Source organism: Kribbella shirazensis (assembly GCF_011761605.1).
GTDB lineage: Bacteria > Actinomycetota > Actinomycetes > Propionibacteriales > Kribbellaceae > Kribbella > Kribbella shirazensis.
On sequence record NZ_JAASRO010000001.1, the window covers coordinates 7,246,251 to 7,261,855 of the forward strand.

The window sequence follows — 15,605 nt, forward strand, 5'->3', positions numbered from 1 at the left end:
CGATGGGAGCGACGGATGAGCAGGGTGGCGATCGTGACCGGGGCGGCCCGGGGAATCGGCGCGGCCGTCGCGCAGCGGCTCGCCCAGGACGGTAACGCCGTCGCTGTCGTCGACCTCGACGAGGCAGCCTGCTCAGGGACGGTCCAGGCAATCACCGACGCCGGCGGGAAGGCGATCGCTGTCGGCGCCGATGTCAGCAAGTCCGACCAGGTCGCCGCCGCGGTCGAGCGGGTGGCGGCCGAGCTCGGCGCGCCGACGATCCTGGTGAACAACGCCGGTGTCCTGCGCGACAACCTGCTGTTCAAGATGTCCGAGGACGACTGGGACACGGTCATGTCGGTGCACCTCAAGGGCAGCTTCCTGATGTCGAAGGCCTGCCAGGCGCACATGGTCGAGGCCGGGTACGGCCGCATGGTCTTCCTCTCCTCGACGTCCGCGCTGGGCAACCGCGGCCAGGCGAACTACGCGTCCGCGAAGGCGGGTCTGCAGGGCCTGGCGAAGACGCTCGCGATCGAGCTGGGCAAGTTCGGCATCACCGCGAACGCGATCGCGCCGGGCTTCATCGAGACCGACATGACGGCGGCCACCGCGGCCCGCGTCGGCGTCGACTTCGAGGAGTTCAAGAAGGCCACCGCCGCGACCATCCCGGTGCAGCGGACCGGCAAGCCGGAGGACATCGCCGCCGCGGCGTCGTTCTTCTGCAGCGAGGAGGCCGGGTTCGTGTCCGGCCAGGTGCTGTACGTCGCCGGCGGACCCCGCAACTGACCCGGAACCCCGACCCGGACCCACCTGGAACTGAGAGGCGCCTGACCATGCCGCAGACCTTTACCGGCGTCGACGAGGTGGTGCACGCGGTCGGCACCCAACTGGGCGAGACCGAGTGGCTCGAGATCACCCAGGAGCAGGTCAACCAGTTCGCCGACGCCACCGGGGACCACCAGTGGATCCATGTCGACGTCGAGCGCGCCGCCAAGGGCCCGTACGGCGGGACGATCGCGCACGGCTACCTCACGCTGAGCCTGATCGCCCGCTTCGGCGACGAACTCTTCAAGGTCGACGGCGTGACCGCGAAACTCAACTACGGCGTCAACAAGGTCCGCTTCCCGTCGCCGGTCCCGGTCGGCACCCGGGTCCGCGCCGGCGCCTCGATCGCCAACGCCGTCGAGACCCCGGCCGGCGTCCAGATCTCCCTCAACTGGGTCATCGAGCGCGAGAACTCCACCAAACCCGCCTGCGTCGCGGAGACCGTAGTACTGCTCGTTCCCTAGAGCGGACAGATCAGGACCGCGTGGGTGGCGATGCGGTGGTAGCCGAGCCATTCGTTGACCGCGAGCATCGGGGTGTTGCCGTCGTAGTTCGCGGTGTAGGCGCCTTCGACGCCGGCGTCCGCGGCTCGGTGCAGTGCGGCGGCCTTGACCAGTTTGGCCAGGCCGCGGCCGCGGTACTGCGGCATCGTGGACGTCATCTTGGACCAGATCTTGGTGTGATCGCCGAGTCCCAGCGTGAACGCGACGACCTCGCCCTGGTGTATCGCGGCCATGCTCAGGTCGAGCACCGTGTCCTGCGAGTTCCACACCGCGGCCAGCCACTCGTCGTACGGCCGTGAGGAGATCTTGGCGTCGCCGGGCTTGGTGCGCTGGGCAACCATGTCGGCGGCGTACAGCAGGTGCGGGTCGACGTCGCTGAGCGGTACCAGGTGGACGGCGCTCGGCGCCTCCGGCTGCGGCGGAACCTTCCGCGGATCGATGCCCGCGTAGTGCACCTGCCGCGTCTGCCGGTACCCGAACCGCGCGGCCCACCCGACCGCGCGCGGATCGGCGAACACCCGTGCCGTCGTCGCGCCGGCCGCCCGCAGGTTGGCGTGCGTTGCCTCCAGCAACCGCGTCCCGATCCCCCGCCGCCGGTACTCCGGCCGGACGATCACGCGCAGTTCCCCGTCCAGCGGAACGGATCCGCCGATCAGACCGGTCGTTGCCCAGCCCACCAGTTCGCCGTGGTCCAGCGCCGCGAACGTCCCGCGCCCCGGGACGACCGGCGTCCCGAGTCTGCGGACCAGCATGCCCCGGGTGACGACCAGGTAGGGCACCATCGCGTCGTGCAGTGCGACCGCCGCGTCCACATCCCCCGGTCCAGCCGCCCTGATCTCCATCTGAACTCCTTGGGCACTCCAACACAAAAGTACCCAGGAATCTAACGCTGTTTCAGGTGCATACCGGAAGGGAGCGCGTTACAGCTCCGTCTCAGACGGCGTTCACAGCGTCCGGAGCAGACCGTGTTCGGTCTGCACACGGCGGTAACCGAGCCAGTTGTTGATGGCAAGCATCGGCCCGTTCTCGTCGTCGTTGGAGGTGTACGCCGAGGTGATCCCGGCCGCTGCCGCACGACGCAGCGCGACCGACTTCACCAGCTTCGCCAGCCCCTTCCCGCGGTACGCCGGAATCGTGCCGGTCATGCCCGACCACATCCGGTCACCGTCGGTCTCGACCACGGTGAACGACGCCACCTCGCCACCGGCCACCGCCGCGACGCCGAGCGACCGGTCCTGCGACGGGCTGTGCCAGATCTCCTCCAGCCACTGGTCGTAGTCGACCGAGTCCAGCGGCGAGTCGCCCGGCTCGTCGAGTGAGGCGATCGTGTCGGCGGTGTACGCCGCGCGCGGATCCACGTCGTCGAGCGTGACCAGCTCGATGCCGTCCGGTGTCGCGGGCTGCTCGGGCAACGACGTCAGCTCGACGCCGGCGAAGTGCATCTGCCGCGTCCCGTCGTACCCGCGGTTGTGGGCGAACGTGACGCTGTCCGGCTGCACGAACGTCCGGACGCGGACCGCGCCGACCTCGGTCAGGTGCTGGTGCAGGCGGTCGGCGAGTTCGCTGCCGATGCCCTGCTTGCGATGCTCCGGATGCACGTAGATGCTCAGGTGGGCCTGGCCCGGCTCGCTCGTCCAGACGTTCAGCCCGGCCGACGCCCAGCCGACGACCTCGCCGTCGTGCTCCGCGAGCAGCGGCAGGAACCGCTCCCCCGGCGACTGCACGGTGATCATGTGCCGCGTCGCCGCGGGCGACATCACCTTGTACGGCGCCACCAGCCGCCGTACCGCCGCCACCGCCTCGGCGTCGTCCGCCACGGCCTGCCGTACCACCGCCCGACTCCTCATGCCCGGACCCTAGCCAGGGTGCCGGACCCACGCCACGCATTAAGAGACGTGATCGCGCGGATCCCGTGATTCGGATGTGCGCCGAACTCGTAATAGAGTGACGCGGTGCTGTCGGACTGAATGCCCCGACCGCCGGAAGTGCCATCGTGGTTGCACGCGACGGGGTCACCGGCGGCGGGGCGTCCGCATTTTCTGTTGACCTTCCTGAGTCGTCAGGAGTAAACAGCAACTATGCAGATTACCGATGGCGCCGCGGCCGCCCGCACCCTGGCCGGCCTGATGGTCTCCGACAGCCCGCGTCCCGAGTACGCCGAGGCGTTCCGCCCGTTCGCCCCGCTGATCGGCAGCTGGGACCTCGACGTCGCCTGGTACGACGAGACGGGCGCGGCGACCCGCACCACGCAAGGCGAATGGCACTTCGCCTGGGCGCTCGACGGCCGCGCCGTCGCCGACATCTGGATCACCCCGAGCCGCGCCGCCCGGGCCACCGACGGCGACGGCGAGTGGGGCCTGTCGATCCGCATCCACGATCCTGAACTCCAGGCGTTCCGCTCGACCTGGATGGGTCCCAAGGCGGCCTTCGTGATGCCGTTCGTCGCGCACGCGACCGCGGACACCATCACGCTCGAGTCACAGACCGCGAACACCCGCTGGGCGTTCACCGGCATCACGGAGTCCGGATTCCACTGGCGCAACGAGGACATCGATGCCGACGGCAACGTGATCCTCCGGCAGACCTTCGTCGCGACTCGTCAGGCGTAGGTCGCCACCGCTGCCTCAGCCAGCTGCAGCAACCGGTCCCGCAGATCCTGCGGCTCCAGTACCTCCAGATCGCCGGCGAACCCGAGCAGTACGCCGCATGCCGCCTCCCGCACCCGGAAGTGCATGCGCAGGTGCCGCCACTCGTCATCCGCCGGCACGTCGCGAGCCACCTCCCCCTTCGCCAGCATCGGCGTAGCGATCCGCCGGATCAGCTCCACCTTCTCCGGCCGTACCCGGACCAGGACGTCGACACCGACGGGCAACTGCCGCTCCAGCCCGGACCGCAGCCGCTCCCACTCCGCACGGACGTCCAACCCGTCCGGGCGCTCTGCCGGCTCGTCGAGGATCTCGACCTGCTCGACGCGCGACACCCGGTACATCCGCGCCGCGCCACGATGAGCCGCCACCAGGTACCAGCGCCCGGCCTGCTCGACCAGGCCCCACGGATCGACCGTCCGGCGTTGCACGCCCTCACTGGCCGACGCGTAGCGCAGCCGTACCCGTCGCCGCGTGACGACGGCCTGCCGCAGTACCGGCAAAGCACCGGTGTCCTCGGCCTCCGTGAACCACCGCCGTCGATCGACCACGATCGCACCGGACAACGCGTCCGCATCTCCCTGCAACTCCACGGGCAGCGTCGCGGACAGCTTGCCCATCGCGGAGTGCAGTGCGTCCTGCAAGCCGAGCTCCTCCGAAAGGGCCGCCCGCCCCGACCACGCGAACAGCGCCTGCGCCTCCCGAGGCGTCAGCTCACTGACGTCCGCGCGGTACCCCGGCAGCAACACACAGCCCCCGTTGCGCCCCCGCTCGGAGTACACCGGTACGCCGGCCGCGGACAACGCCTCCATGTCGCGCATAACCGTCCGCGTCGACACCTCGAGCCGCTCAGCGAGCTCCCGCGCACTCAGCCGCTCGTGCCGCTGCAACAACAGGATGATCTGCAACAACCGGTCCGCTCGCATGCGCTCGACAATATGAGACAGAAGATGTCTTATATAGCCCGCGCCGGCCGCCTGGATGGGCCGGCCTTAGACGATCCCGCCGTTCAGTGTGAGGCCGCCGTCGATGGTGACGGTCTGGCCGGTGATCCACGACGCCTCGTCCGACAGCAGGAACCACACCAGCGAGGCGACGTCCTCCGGCCGGCCCAACCGCCCCAGCGGGTACGTCGACGCGACCTTGTCCTCACGCCCCTCGTAGAGGGCTCCGGCGAACTTCGTCTTGACCACCGCCGGAGCCACGGCGTTCACCCGGATCTCCGGAGCCAGCTCGACCGCCAGCTCCTGCGTGACGCGGGACAGCATCGCCTTGGTCGCGCCGTACCACCCGATGCCGGGCGACGGCGCCAGGCCGGCCACCGACGACAGGTTCACGACCGCGCCGCCGTGCTCGCGCATCCACGCGTCCCGGCAGGCCTTCACCCAGGCGATCGCGGCGAGCACGTTGGTGTCGACCATCTTGGTCGCGACCACCTGGTCGACGTCCAGCAACTTCCCGTAGATCGGGTTGATGCCGGTGTTGTTCACCAGCAGATCCACCGAGCCGTACGTCGCCACCGCGGCGGCGACCACCTGGGACCGGTGCTCCGGATCTGCTGCCTTGCCGGCGACCGCCAGCGCGTGTTCCCGGCCACCCAGGGTCTCGACCGCCTGGTCGAGGGTCTCCTGGGTCCGGCCGGTGATGACAACGCGGGCGCCGTCGGCCACCAGGCGCCGCGCGATCGCCAGCCCGATACCGCGCGACGCCCCGGTGATGATCGCTGTCCGGCCGTCGAGACCCATCAGCTGAGGCGCTCGAGGACGATCGCCATCCCCTGCCCACCGCCGACGCACATCGTCTCGAGACCGAACTGCTTGTCCTCGAACTGCAGCCCGTTGACCAGCGTGGTCATGATCCGCGCACCGGTCGACCCGAACGGATGGCCGAGGGCGATCGCACCGCCGTGCACGTTCAGCTTGTCCTCGTCGATGCCGAGCTCACGCGCGGACCCGATCACCTGCACCGCGAACGCCTCGTTGATCTCGACCAGGTCGATGTCGTCGATGCTCATCCCGGCCCGCGCCAGCGCCTGCTTGGACGCCTCCACCGGCCCGAGGCCCATGATCTCCGGCGACAGTCCGCTCACCCCGGTCGACACGATCCGCGCCAGCGGCGTCAGGCCGAGCTCGCGGGCCTTGGTGTCGCTCATGATCACGACCGCCGCGGCGCCGTCGTTCAGCGGGCAGCAGTTGCCGGCCGTCACGGTGCCGTCGGGGCGGAACACCGGCTGCAGCTGACTGACCTTCTCCAGCGTCGTACCGGCCCGCGGCCCGTCGTCCTTGCTCACCACGGTGCCGTCCGGCAGCGTCACCGGCGTGATCTCGCGCTCGAAGAACCCGTTGTTGATCGCCTTCTCGGCCAAGTTCTGCGAGCGGACGCCGAACACGTCCTGGTCCGCGCGGCTGATGCCCCTGAGCGTCGCCACGTTCTCCGCGGTCTGACCCATGGAGATGTAGATGTCCGGGATCAGCCCGTCCGCCCGCGGGTCGTGCCAGGTGTCGTTGGTCTCGGCGTACTTCTCGGTCCGCGCGACCGCGTCGGTGAAGACCGGGTTGAACGAGCTCGGGTCGCCGACCCCGGCGGAGCCGAAGTTCTTGTACCGCGACACGCACTCGACGCCCGCGCTGACGAAGACGTCACCCTCGCCGGACTTGATCGCGTGGTACGCCATCCGCGCGGTCTGCGTCGACGACGCGCAGAACCGGTTCACGGTCGTCGCGGGCGTGTTGTCCCAGCCGAGCTGGACCGCGACCCGGCGCGCCATGTTCCCGCCGTGCTCGTCGTGCGGCTCCGCACACCCGAGTGCGAGATCCTCGATCTGGTCGCCGGTCAGCCCCACCTTGTCGACCGCCGCCTGGATCATCTGTACGGCGAGGTCGTCCGGACGGATCGTGGTCAGCGATCCCTTGTACGCGCGGCCGATCGGCGAGCGGGCCGTGGACACGATGACTGCTTCAGGCATTGTCAGTTCCCCTTCAGAGGCCCAGGTCGCGGCCGATGAGTTCCTTCATGATCTCGTTCGAGCCGGCCCAGATCTTGGTGACCCGGGCGTCGCGCCAGGCGCGGGCCACCCGGTACTCGTTCATGTAGCCGTACCCGCCGTGCAGCTGGACACACGCGTCCAGGATCTCGTTCTGCACGTGCGCGCTCCACCACTTCACCTTCGCCGCGTCCACCGCGGACAGCCGGTCCTCGTCGTGCGCGACGATCGCGTTGTCGACGTACGCCTGCGTGACCTCGGCCTTCGTCACCAGCTCGGCCACCAGGAACTTGTTGTACTGGAACGAGCCGACCGCCTGGCCGAACGCCTTGCGCTGCTTCACGTACTCGATCGTCTCGGCGAGGATCTGCGTGGCGTGCGCGATGTTCGACACCGCGGCACCGATCCGCTCCTGCGCGAGCCGCTCCATCATGTGGATGAAGCCGCGATCGAGCTCGCCCAGCACGTTGCCGTCGGGAACGAACAGGTCCTCGAAGAACAGCTCCGACGTACCGGACTCGGTCTGGCCGACCTTGTCGAGCTTGCGGCCGCGGGCGAAGCCCCCCATGCCTTCCTCGACCACGAACAGCGTGATGCCCTTGGCGCCCTTCGAGGGGTCGGTCCGCGCGGCGACGATGACGAGATCGGCCATGTCGCCGTTGGTGATGAAGGTCTTGGAGCCGTTCAGCACCCAGCCGCCGTCGGCCTTCTTCGCGGTCGTCTTCAGGGCGGCCAGGTCCGAGCCGCCCGACGGTTCGGTCATCCCGATCGCGGCGACGTACTCGCCGGAGCAGAACTTCGGCAGCCAGCGCTGCTTCTGCTCCTCGGTGCCGAGGTCCACGAAGTACGGCGCGGCGCAGTCGTAGTGGATGCCGAAGCAGCTCGACAGCGACGCGGAGACCTTCGACACCTCCTCCGCGAACACCGCGTTGAACCGGTAGTCGCCGACGCTCGAGCCGCCGTACTCCTCCGGCACGTCGAGCCCGAGGAAGCCCTGCTTGCCGGCCTCCAGCCAGGCGGCACGGTCGATCGTCTTCTCGTCGAGGAACTGTTCCATCCGCGGCACCAGCGAGCGGTCGCAGTACTCCTTCGCGCTGGCGCGGAATGCGTGATGGTCCTCGTTGAAGATGACGCGCTCCATGGGGCCTCCCCGAGGATTGAGACGAATGGCTAAGCGCTTGCTTAGCTTCACGCGTTTGGTGCAGGGTGTCAACGTGTCCGCAGTCACCGACCCCATGGTTTGGGAACACGTCCAGCCGGCCGCCGCACGCCGGCTGCTCACCGGCGCCATCGATGCCTTCGCGGAACGCGGCTACCAGGCCACCACGACCCGGGACATCGCCTCCCGCGCCGGCATGAGCCCCGCCGCCCTGTACGTGCACTACCCGTCCAAGGAGCGCCTGCTCTTCGAGATCAGCCTCTACGGCCACAAGGCAGCCTTGGAGGTACTGCGTTCCGCCGACACCGGCTCGACGCCGGCCGACCGCCTGCGCGCGCTCGTCGCGGCGTTCACCGCCTGGCACGCGGAGCACCACACGATCGCGCGCGTGGTCCAGTACGAGCTGGCCGCGCTGACGCCAGAGCACCTGACCGAGGTGGCGACGATCCGCCGGGCGATCTCTACCCAGATCGAGCAGGTGCTGACCGACGGGGTCGCGGCCGGCGAGTTCGCGGTGACAGATCTCCCGGGCACCACACTCGCCGTACTCTCGCTGTCGATCGACGTGGCCCGCTGGTACACACCACATCGCGGCGATCCCGCCGCGCTGGGGAAGCTCTACGCGGAGCTCGCCCATCGCATGGTCCAGGCATGAGAAAGCCCCGCATCCAGCTGGATGCGGGGCTTTCGGGGACTCAGGCCTGCAGCGCGGCCTGGACGTCGAGGTGGATGTCCACCTTGTCACCGATCAGCAGCTTGCCGCCCTCGAGCGGGACGTTGAAGTCGATGCCCCACTCCTTGCGGCTGATCTGGGCCGAGGCCTCGAAGCCGATGATGGTCTGGCCGTACGCGTTCTGGTCCACACCGAGGAACTCGACCGCGAGCTCGATCGGCTTGGTCACGTCCTTGATGGTCAGCTCGCCGGCGAGGATGTAGTCGTCGCCCTCGGGCTTGATCGCGGTGCTGACGAAGGTCATCTTCGGGCTGTTCTCGGCGTCGAAGAAGTCGCCGGAGCGCAGGTGACCGTCGCGCTGCTCGCTGCGGGTGTGCACCGAGGCCAGCTCGATCTCGACGCTGGTGGTGGACTCCTCGATGGTGTCCTTCACCACGATCTCGCCGCTGAACTCCTGGAAGGTGCCGCGGACCTTGGTCATCAGGTGCCGGACGGTGAAGCCCACCTCGCTGTGCGCGGTGTCGAGGGCGTAGGTGCCGGAGACCAGGCCGGGGATGCTGCTGGTCACGGTGCCGGTGGTGGTGTCGCTCATGGGGTCCTCTCGGGAAGGTGTTCGTACTGGGTCGGGGGCGACGCAGCCAAGGTCTATAGTTAAAACTTCAACCGATGACTACGACAGTAGGCAGGAACGGTTTAAAAGTCAACTATATTCCCGGTACACTGTCCTCGTGACGACGGAGATTGAGATCGACAGGGGAACTCGGTGGCTGACCGCCGAGCAGCAGGTGGCGTGGCGTGCGTACCTACTGGGGACCGCACGCCTGATGGCCAAGCTCGACGACGACCTGCGCCAGTTCGGCCTCGGCATCAACGACTACGAGATCCTCGTGCGGTTGTCGGAGTCTCCCGACCGGCGGCTGCGGATGGCCGACCTGGCCGACCGGCTGCATCAGAGCCGGTCACGCCTCACGCACACCGTCGGGCGCCTCGAGGCCGCCGAGCTGGTCCGCCGTACGTCGTGCACGAGTGACAAGCGCGGCGTCTGGGCCGAGCTGACCGATTCCGGTTTCGCCCTGCTCGAGCAGGCGGCGCCGTTCCACGTGGACGGCGTCCGGGAGAACCTGGTCGACCTGGCCAGCCCGGAGGACTTCGCCGCGGTCGGCCGCGTGTTCGACGCCGTCGCCGAGCACATCGGCCAACGCTGAAGCCGGCAGCTAAAGCGTTTGAGGACGCCGGCCCGCTCCGGGAACCTGCTGGCGTGACAGATTCGCCTCAGGACGGCCGGGCCGGCATCGACGCAGCGCTGGTACGGCGATTGATCGCACAGCAGTTCCCGCAGTGGGCCGACCTGCCCGTGAGGCCGGTCGAGGTCGAGGGCTGGGACAACCGGACGTACCGGCTGGGCTCCGAGCTGACGGCACGGCTGCCCACCCATGAGAGCTACGTGGCCGCCGTGGACAAGGAGCACCGGTGGTTGCCGGTGCTCGCGCCGGCGCTGCCGGTCGAGATCCCGGAGGCCGTGGCCAAGGGAGAGCCCGGCGAGGGCTACCCGCACCCGTGGGCGATCCGGCGCTGGATCGACGGCCGGACCGCCTCGGCCGAGACCGTCCCCGACCTGTCCGGCTTCGCTCGATCGATCGCGGACTTCATCCTCGCCTTGCAGTCGGTCGACGCCACCGGCGGACCGCTGGCCGGCGCCCACAGCTTCTACCGCGGCGCGCCGCCCGCGCACTACCACGACGAGACCGTCGAGGCCCTTGCGACGCTGAAGGGACGCATCGACACGGACCTCGCTCGCGAGGTGTGGGAGGCGGCGCTCGCCTCCCGCTGGGACCGGCCGCCGGTGTGGTTCCACGGCGACATCGCGCACGGCAACCTGCTGGTCCGCGACGGTCGCCTGTCCGCCGTCATCGACTTCGGTACGTCGGGCGTCGGCGACCCCGCCTGCGATCTCGTCATCGCCTTCACGTTCTTCTCCGGCTCGTCCCGGGCCGTCTTCCGGGACGCCGTACAGCAGGACACGGCGACCTGGGCCCGAGCCCGCGGCTGGGCGCTGTGGAAGGCGCTCATCACCGAGGACTTCCGCGTCATCGACAACGTTCTGGCCGACTACCGGATTCAGACCGCCTAGGAGGCAGACGGCGGCGCTCACCGGGGCTACCGTCGAGAGATGTGGTGGTTGCTGACCGCCTTGGGGGGCGGAGGGTTGGCACTTGCGGGCCGGTACCTGTGGGACCGGCGAGCCGCACGGCGCGGTGACGCCGAGGAACTGGTGCAGATCCGCAAGCTGGCCGACGAGGATGTGACACTTCTCGGCGAGGAACTGACGCGGCTGGATCGGCAGGTGGAAGGACGCCCGCTCGGCCCGGACGCGCACACGGACTACCAGGTCGCGCTCGACGCGTACGAGGCTGCACAGCGGGCGGTCAAAGGCATCCGAACGGCCGACGGGATCAGCTCGGTCACCGACACGCTGGCGACCGGGCGCTACGCGATCACCTGCGTCCAGGCGCGTATGCAAGGCGCACCGGTACCGGAGCGCCGGGTGCCGTGCTTCTTCAACCCGCAGCACGGTCCGTCGACGACCGACATCGTCTGGACGCAACCGAAAGTCGGCACCCGGACCGTCCCCGCCTGCGCACAGGACGCCGCCCGTATCCGCGCCGGCGACGAACCGGAGGTCCGTTACGTCCAGTACGGGAGCCGCCGGGTCCCGTACTGGGAGGCCGGCGTCGCCATCGCGCCGTACGGCCATGGGTACTTCGCAGTGGGCGCCGGGGCGGGCTTCCTCGCGCTTGCCGCCTTCGAGGTACAAAGCGGCGCGGCCGGCGGCTGGGGAGACTTCAGCGGCCCCGGCGGACACGACCTCGGCGGTTTCGACGGCATGGGTGACGGAGGCGGCGGCGACGGCTGACTCAGCTGTACGCCGCGACGCCTTCGTACTCCGCCAGCGGCGCCGCGCCCGCGGTCTCGTACTCGAGCAGCAGAAGGCCGGTCGGCGTCGCCTCCTGGCTGGTGAGTCTCAGGCCCGCCGCGTCGCCGGGCTGCTCGAACAATCGCCGGCCGCCGCCGAGCACTGTGGGCGCGACGACCAATCGCACCTCGTCGACCAGTCCGGCATTCAGCAGCGCGTTCCCGAGTCGCGCGCTGCCGTGGATCTGCAGCTCACGACCTGGCTGCTGTTTCAGCTCCGCGACATCGTCGCTGCTGCGCAGGACGGTGGTCGGATTCCAGGCGCCTGCGGTCAGCGTGCTGCTCACGACGTACTTCGGTAGCGAGTTCATCCGCTCGGTGTACGGGTCGTCGGGGTCGGTGATCTGCGGCCAGTCCCGCGCGAAGGCGTCGTACGTGCGTCGCCCGAGCAGCAGTCCGTCGGCGCGCTGCAGCCATTCCACGGTCCGCCGTACGAACAGATCGTCGATGTACGGCACGAGCCAGCCGCCGCGGGTGAAGCCGTCCGTGGTGTCCTCAGTCGCCGATCCGGGACCCTGGCTCACTCCGTCGAGCGTCACGAACTCCGTCAGGACGACCTTCATTGCGCGACCTCCCCTTCGACCAGAGCGGCTAGCTGCCCGGCGACCGTGCCCCAGCCGTCAGCGAATCCGAGTTCTGCGTGCCGGGCCCGGCTCGCCGGATCGCCGTGGCGGACCACGATCCTGTAGTCGGTGCCGTCCGTGTGATCGGCCAGGGTGATCTCCGCGGTCATCGCGATCGGCTCCGGGTTCGCGGGCCGCCAGCCGCTGTCGATCACATTGGTGAACACGATGCGGTCGAGCTCCTCCACCCGCAGGAACGTCGCCTCCAGATGCGGCTGGAACCGTGACCCGTCCTCGCTCAGCTGCGTCACCATCGCCCCGCCCGGCTCGACCTCCAGCCGTTCGACCCGGCACACGGCGGGCGCCGGCACCCACCACCTGGCGAATCGGGCCGGATCGGTCCACGCCCTCCACACCGTGGCCCGTGGCGCCCGGATCACCCGTTCGATCATCAGATCCAGCTCCGGATCGAACCCTGCACGACTCACGATTCCTCCTCGGTGACGAAGCGCTCCAGCCGGTCGGTGCGGTCCTCCCAGATCCGCCGCTGCTCGGCGAGCCAGTCGTCCACCAGCGCCAGCCGCTCGCGATTGAGCACGCAGGTCCGCACCCGCCCGGTCTTCACCGTGCGGATCAAGCCGTTCGACTCGAGCGTCCGGACGTGTTTCATGAACGACGGCAGCGTGATCGGGAACTCCGCCGCCAGCTCCCCCACGCTCGTCGGCCCACGCCCCAGCCGCCGGATCACGCTCCGGCGCGTCGGGTCGGCGAGCGCCACGAAGACCCCGTCGACCTCTGCGGAATACTGTGCCATGAGGCTAAGTATTGCGACAGATCAATAGTTAGCGCAAGGGCTAAGTAATGCGAAGGACCCTTCTCCGCCTGGGGCGGAGTCGGGGTCCTTCGGTCGGATGTCCTCAGTCGCGCGTAAGCCTGCGGTGCGTGACCCGGTGCGGCCGCGCCGCCTCCGGACCGAGGCGCTCGATCTTGTTCGCCTCGTACGACGCGAAGTTGCCCTCGAACCAGAACCAGTTGGCCGGGTCCTCGTCGGTGCCCTCCCAGGCGAGGATGTGGGTCGCCACGCGGTCCAGGAACCACCGGTCGTGGGACACGACCACCGCACACCCCGGGAACTCCAGCAGCGCGTCCTCGAGCGACTGCAGGGTCTCGACGTCCAGGTCGTTCGTCGGCTCGTCGAGGAGCAGCAGGTTGCCGCCCATCTTCAGCGTCAGCGCCAGGTTCAGCCGGTTCCGCTCACCGCCGGACAGGACACCGGTCGGCTTCTGCTGGTCCGGTCCCTTGAACCCGAACGAGGCGACGTACGCCCGGCTCGGCATCTCGAAGTTCGCGACCTTGATGTAGTCGAGCTCGTCGGACACCTGCTGCCAGACCGTCTTCTTCGGGTCCAGGCCGCCGCGGGACTGGTCGACGTACGAGATCTTGACCGTCTCACCGAGCTTCAGTGAGCCCGCGTCCGGTTGCTCCTCGCCGACGATCATCCGGAACAGGGTCGACTTGCCGACGCCGTTCGGGCCGACGATGCCGACGATGCCGGCCCGCGGGAGGCTGAAGCTCAGGCCGTCGATCAGCTTGCGGTCGCCGAAGCCCTTGACCAGCTTCGAGACCTCGAGCACGGTGCTACCCAGTCGCGGACCGGCCGGGATGTTGATCTCGTCGATGTCCAGCTTCCGGGCCCGCTCGGCCTCGGCCGCCAGCTCCTCGTAGCGCGCCAGCCGGGCCTTGCTCTTCGTCTGCCGGGCCTTCGCGTTCGACCGGACCCACTCGAGCTCGCGCTCCAGGATCTTCTGCCGCTTCGCGTCCTTCTGCCCCTCGACGACCAGCCGCTGCTGCTTGGTCTCCAGGTACTTCGAGTAGTTGCCCTCGTACCCGTACGTACGACCGCGGTCGAGCTCGAGGATCCACTCGGCGACGTTGTCCAGGAAGTACCGGTCGTGGGTGATCGCCATGACGGCGCCCGGGTACTTCTGCAGGTGCTGCTCGAGCCACAGCACGGACTCGGCGTCGAGGTGGTTGGTGGGCTCGTCGAGCAGCAGCAGGTCGGGCTGCTGCAGCAGCAGCTTGCACAGCGCGACCCGGCGGCGCTCACCACCGGACAGGTTGTCGACGATCGCGTCCGGCGGCGGGCAGCGCAGCGCGTCCATCGCCTGCTCCAGCTGGGCGTCGATGTCCCAGGCGTTGCGGTGGTCGAGCTCGGTCTGCAGGTCGCCCATCTCGGCCAGCAGCGCGTCGTAGTCCGCGTCCGGGTCGGCCAGCTCGGCGGAGACCTCGTTGAAGCGGTCGAGCTTCTGCTTGGTGTCGCCGACCCCCTCCTCGACGTTCTCCAGCACGGTCTTGCCCTCGGTCAGCGGCGGCTCCTGCAGCAGGATCCCGACCGTCGCGTCGTCACCCAGCCGCGCCTCGCCGTTGTTCGGCTGCTCGAGTCCCGCCATGATCTTGAACAGCGAGGACTTGCCGGTGCCGTTCGGACCGACGACGCCGATCTTCGCGCCGGTGAGGAAGTTGAGGGTGACGTTGTCGAGAACGACCTTGTCGCCGTACGCCTTCCGGACATTGCGAAGCGTGTAGATGAATTCCGCCATACCCCAGAGCCTATGTGCTCCCCCATCCCGTTTCCCAACCAGCCCTGTGCGGTTGTCCACAGGCTGGCGATTCGCCGCACGGATCGCCGGCCCAGCGGTGCATCTTCTCCGGTGACAGCACTCCCCGACCGGAAGGCGCCCATCATCATGAGCCTCGGCGACACCTATCTGACTGTTCTGGGCTGGATCGGCAGCGAGCCCGATTTCAAGGAGATCCGCCAGACCCCGCAAACAACCTTCCGGCTCGGCTCAACGCCGCGCCAGTTCGACAAGGCCCTCAACGCGTACGTGGACAAACCCACCACGTGGTACACAGTCCAGTGCTGGCGAGGCCTGGCCCGCAACGCCTTCGAATCCATCAAGGTCGGCCAGCCGGTCATCGTCACCGGCCGCCTCCGCACCCACGAATGGACCGACGACGCCGGCGAGCACCACAGCCGCGTGATCCTGGAGGCGTTCTCCCTCGGCCACGACCTCGCCCGCGGTACGACGACCTTCACCAAGAACACGCCACGCGCCGAGTCCTTCCCCTTCACCCCTACGGCCGCCGCACACGAGTTCACCCCCGCGGCCGCCGCACACGAGCCGGCCGAAGCGCCCGCAACGCCGTACCCGCCCGACGAGTACTCGGCCACGCCCCTGCCGTTGTCCGCGGACTCCCCGGCGGCGGAGGCGGCATGACTATCTCACTCTTGACTTATA

General features: G+C 68.9%; 19 protein-coding genes. 8 read left to right on the forward strand and 11 right to left on the reverse strand.

Annotated elements, in window-relative coordinates:
* The first annotated feature begins 15 nt into the window (after nucleotides 1-15).
* Nucleotides 16-765, forward strand: a complete 750-nt coding sequence (gene fabG / locus BJY22_RS34610) for a 3-oxoacyl-ACP reductase FabG (RefSeq protein ID WP_167215542.1) — start codon at nucleotides 16-18, stop codon at nucleotides 763-765.
* A 47-nt stretch (nucleotides 766-812) separates the two neighbouring features.
* Nucleotides 813-1,268: a MaoC family dehydratase gene (locus BJY22_RS34615; protein WP_167215545.1), complete on the forward strand. Its 456-nt coding sequence runs from the start codon at nucleotides 813-815 to the stop codon at nucleotides 1,266-1,268.
* Here the strand turns inward: BJY22_RS34615 and BJY22_RS34620 are convergent.
* The gene (locus BJY22_RS34620) at nucleotides 1,265-2,149 is read right to left on the reverse strand and encodes a GNAT family N-acetyltransferase (RefSeq protein ID WP_167215547.1); all 885 of its coding nucleotides are present in this window, start codon (nucleotides 2,147-2,149) and stop codon (nucleotides 1,265-1,267) included. The genes BJY22_RS34615 and BJY22_RS34620 overlap by 4 nt on opposite strands.
* A gap of 102 nt (nucleotides 2,150-2,251) precedes the next feature.
* On the reverse strand, nucleotides 2,252-3,154 hold the full coding sequence (locus BJY22_RS34625) for a GNAT family N-acetyltransferase (RefSeq protein ID WP_167215550.1): 903 nt from the start codon (nucleotides 3,152-3,154) through the stop codon (nucleotides 2,252-2,254).
* 231 nt (nucleotides 3,155-3,385) lie between these two features.
* On the opposite strand from BJY22_RS34625, the gene BJY22_RS34630 reads away from it, so the two are divergent.
* Nucleotides 3,386-3,916, forward strand: coding sequence for a hypothetical protein (locus BJY22_RS34630; protein ID WP_167215553.1), 531 nt, complete (start codon nucleotides 3,386-3,388; stop codon nucleotides 3,914-3,916).
* Here the strand turns inward: BJY22_RS34630 and BJY22_RS34635 are convergent.
* The 4 genes from BJY22_RS34635 to BJY22_RS34650 all read right to left on the reverse strand — a co-directional run bounded on the left by BJY22_RS34635 (nucleotide 3,907) and on the right by BJY22_RS34650 (nucleotide 8,076).
* The gene (locus BJY22_RS34635; protein ID WP_167215556.1) at nucleotides 3,907-4,878 is read right to left on the reverse strand and encodes a helix-turn-helix transcriptional regulator; all 972 of its coding nucleotides are present in this window, start codon (nucleotides 4,876-4,878) and stop codon (nucleotides 3,907-3,909) included. The genes BJY22_RS34630 and BJY22_RS34635 overlap by 10 nt on opposite strands.
* Nucleotides 4,879-4,944: 66 nt before the next feature.
* Nucleotides 4,945-5,697, reverse strand: a complete 753-nt coding sequence (locus tag BJY22_RS34640; protein ID WP_167215559.1) for an SDR family oxidoreductase — start codon at nucleotides 5,695-5,697, stop codon at nucleotides 4,945-4,947.
* Nucleotides 5,697-6,917, reverse strand: a complete 1,221-nt coding sequence (locus tag BJY22_RS34645) for an acetyl-CoA C-acetyltransferase (protein ID WP_167215562.1) — start codon at nucleotides 6,915-6,917, stop codon at nucleotides 5,697-5,699. The genes BJY22_RS34640 and BJY22_RS34645 overlap by 1 nt, the downstream gene beginning before the upstream one ends.
* A gap of 13 nt (nucleotides 6,918-6,930) precedes the next feature.
* On the reverse strand, nucleotides 6,931-8,076 hold the full coding sequence (locus BJY22_RS34650; protein ID WP_167215566.1) for an acyl-CoA dehydrogenase family protein: 1,146 nt from the start codon (nucleotides 8,074-8,076) through the stop codon (nucleotides 6,931-6,933).
* A gap of 73 nt (nucleotides 8,077-8,149) precedes the next feature.
* Here BJY22_RS34650 and BJY22_RS34655 point away from each other — a divergent pair, with 73 nt between their 5' ends.
* On the forward strand, nucleotides 8,150-8,749 hold the full coding sequence (locus BJY22_RS34655) for a TetR/AcrR family transcriptional regulator (RefSeq protein WP_337759726.1): 600 nt from the start codon (nucleotides 8,150-8,152) through the stop codon (nucleotides 8,747-8,749).
* Between the two features lie 40 nt (nucleotides 8,750-8,789).
* Here BJY22_RS34655 and BJY22_RS34660 read toward each other — a convergent pair whose 3' ends face one another.
* A complete protein-coding gene (locus BJY22_RS34660; protein ID WP_167215569.1) occupies nucleotides 8,790-9,359 on the reverse strand; it encodes a YceI family protein in 570 nt (189 codons plus the stop codon).
* 154 nt (nucleotides 9,360-9,513) lie between these two features.
* Here BJY22_RS34660 and BJY22_RS34665 point away from each other — a divergent pair, with 154 nt between their 5' ends.
* Genes BJY22_RS34665 through BJY22_RS34675 form a run of 3 tightly spaced genes read left to right on the forward strand, consistent with a single transcriptional unit; the run spans nucleotide 9,514 to nucleotide 11,681 of the window.
* Nucleotides 9,514-9,972 (forward strand): MarR family transcriptional regulator, encoded by a 459-nt coding sequence (locus BJY22_RS34665; protein WP_167219055.1) that lies wholly within the window; start codon nucleotides 9,514-9,516, stop codon nucleotides 9,970-9,972.
* A gap of 53 nt (nucleotides 9,973-10,025) precedes the next feature.
* Complete coding sequence (locus BJY22_RS34670) at nucleotides 10,026-10,898, forward strand: phosphotransferase (protein WP_167215572.1); 873 nt, start codon at nucleotides 10,026-10,028, stop codon at nucleotides 10,896-10,898.
* Between the two features lie 39 nt (nucleotides 10,899-10,937).
* Entirely contained in the window at nucleotides 10,938-11,681 is a 744-nt protein-coding gene (locus BJY22_RS34675; RefSeq protein ID WP_167215575.1) for a hypothetical protein, read from the forward strand.
* A gap of 1 nt (nucleotide 11,682) precedes the next feature.
* Here the strand turns inward: BJY22_RS34675 and BJY22_RS34680 are convergent, their stop codons facing one another.
* The 4 genes from BJY22_RS34680 to ettA form a co-directional block, all read right to left on the reverse strand.
* Nucleotides 11,683-12,303 carry a dihydrofolate reductase family protein gene (locus BJY22_RS34680; RefSeq protein ID WP_167215578.1) on the reverse strand — a complete coding sequence of 207 codons (621 nt, stop codon included), beginning with the start codon at nucleotides 12,301-12,303 and terminating at the stop codon, nucleotides 11,683-11,685.
* A complete protein-coding gene (locus tag BJY22_RS34685; RefSeq protein ID WP_337759727.1) occupies nucleotides 12,300-12,791 on the reverse strand; it encodes an SRPBCC domain-containing protein in 492 nt (163 codons plus the stop codon). The genes BJY22_RS34680 and BJY22_RS34685 overlap by 4 nt, the downstream gene beginning before the upstream one ends.
* Entirely contained in the window at nucleotides 12,788-13,117 is a 330-nt protein-coding gene (locus BJY22_RS34690; protein WP_167215581.1) for an ArsR/SmtB family transcription factor, read from the reverse strand. Before BJY22_RS34690 ends, BJY22_RS34685 begins: the two co-directional genes overlap by 4 nt.
* A gap of 103 nt (nucleotides 13,118-13,220) precedes the next feature.
* Complete coding sequence (gene ettA / locus BJY22_RS34695) at nucleotides 13,221-14,903, reverse strand: energy-dependent translational throttle protein EttA (RefSeq protein ID WP_167215584.1); 1,683 nt, start codon at nucleotides 14,901-14,903, stop codon at nucleotides 13,221-13,223.
* A 111-nt stretch (nucleotides 14,904-15,014) separates the two neighbouring features.
* Here ettA and BJY22_RS34700 point away from each other — a divergent pair, with 111 nt between their 5' ends.
* On the forward strand, nucleotides 15,015-15,584 hold the full coding sequence (locus BJY22_RS34700) for a single-stranded DNA-binding protein (protein ID WP_167215587.1): 570 nt from the start codon (nucleotides 15,015-15,017) through the stop codon (nucleotides 15,582-15,584).
* Nucleotides 15,585-15,605 lie beyond the last annotated feature (21 nt).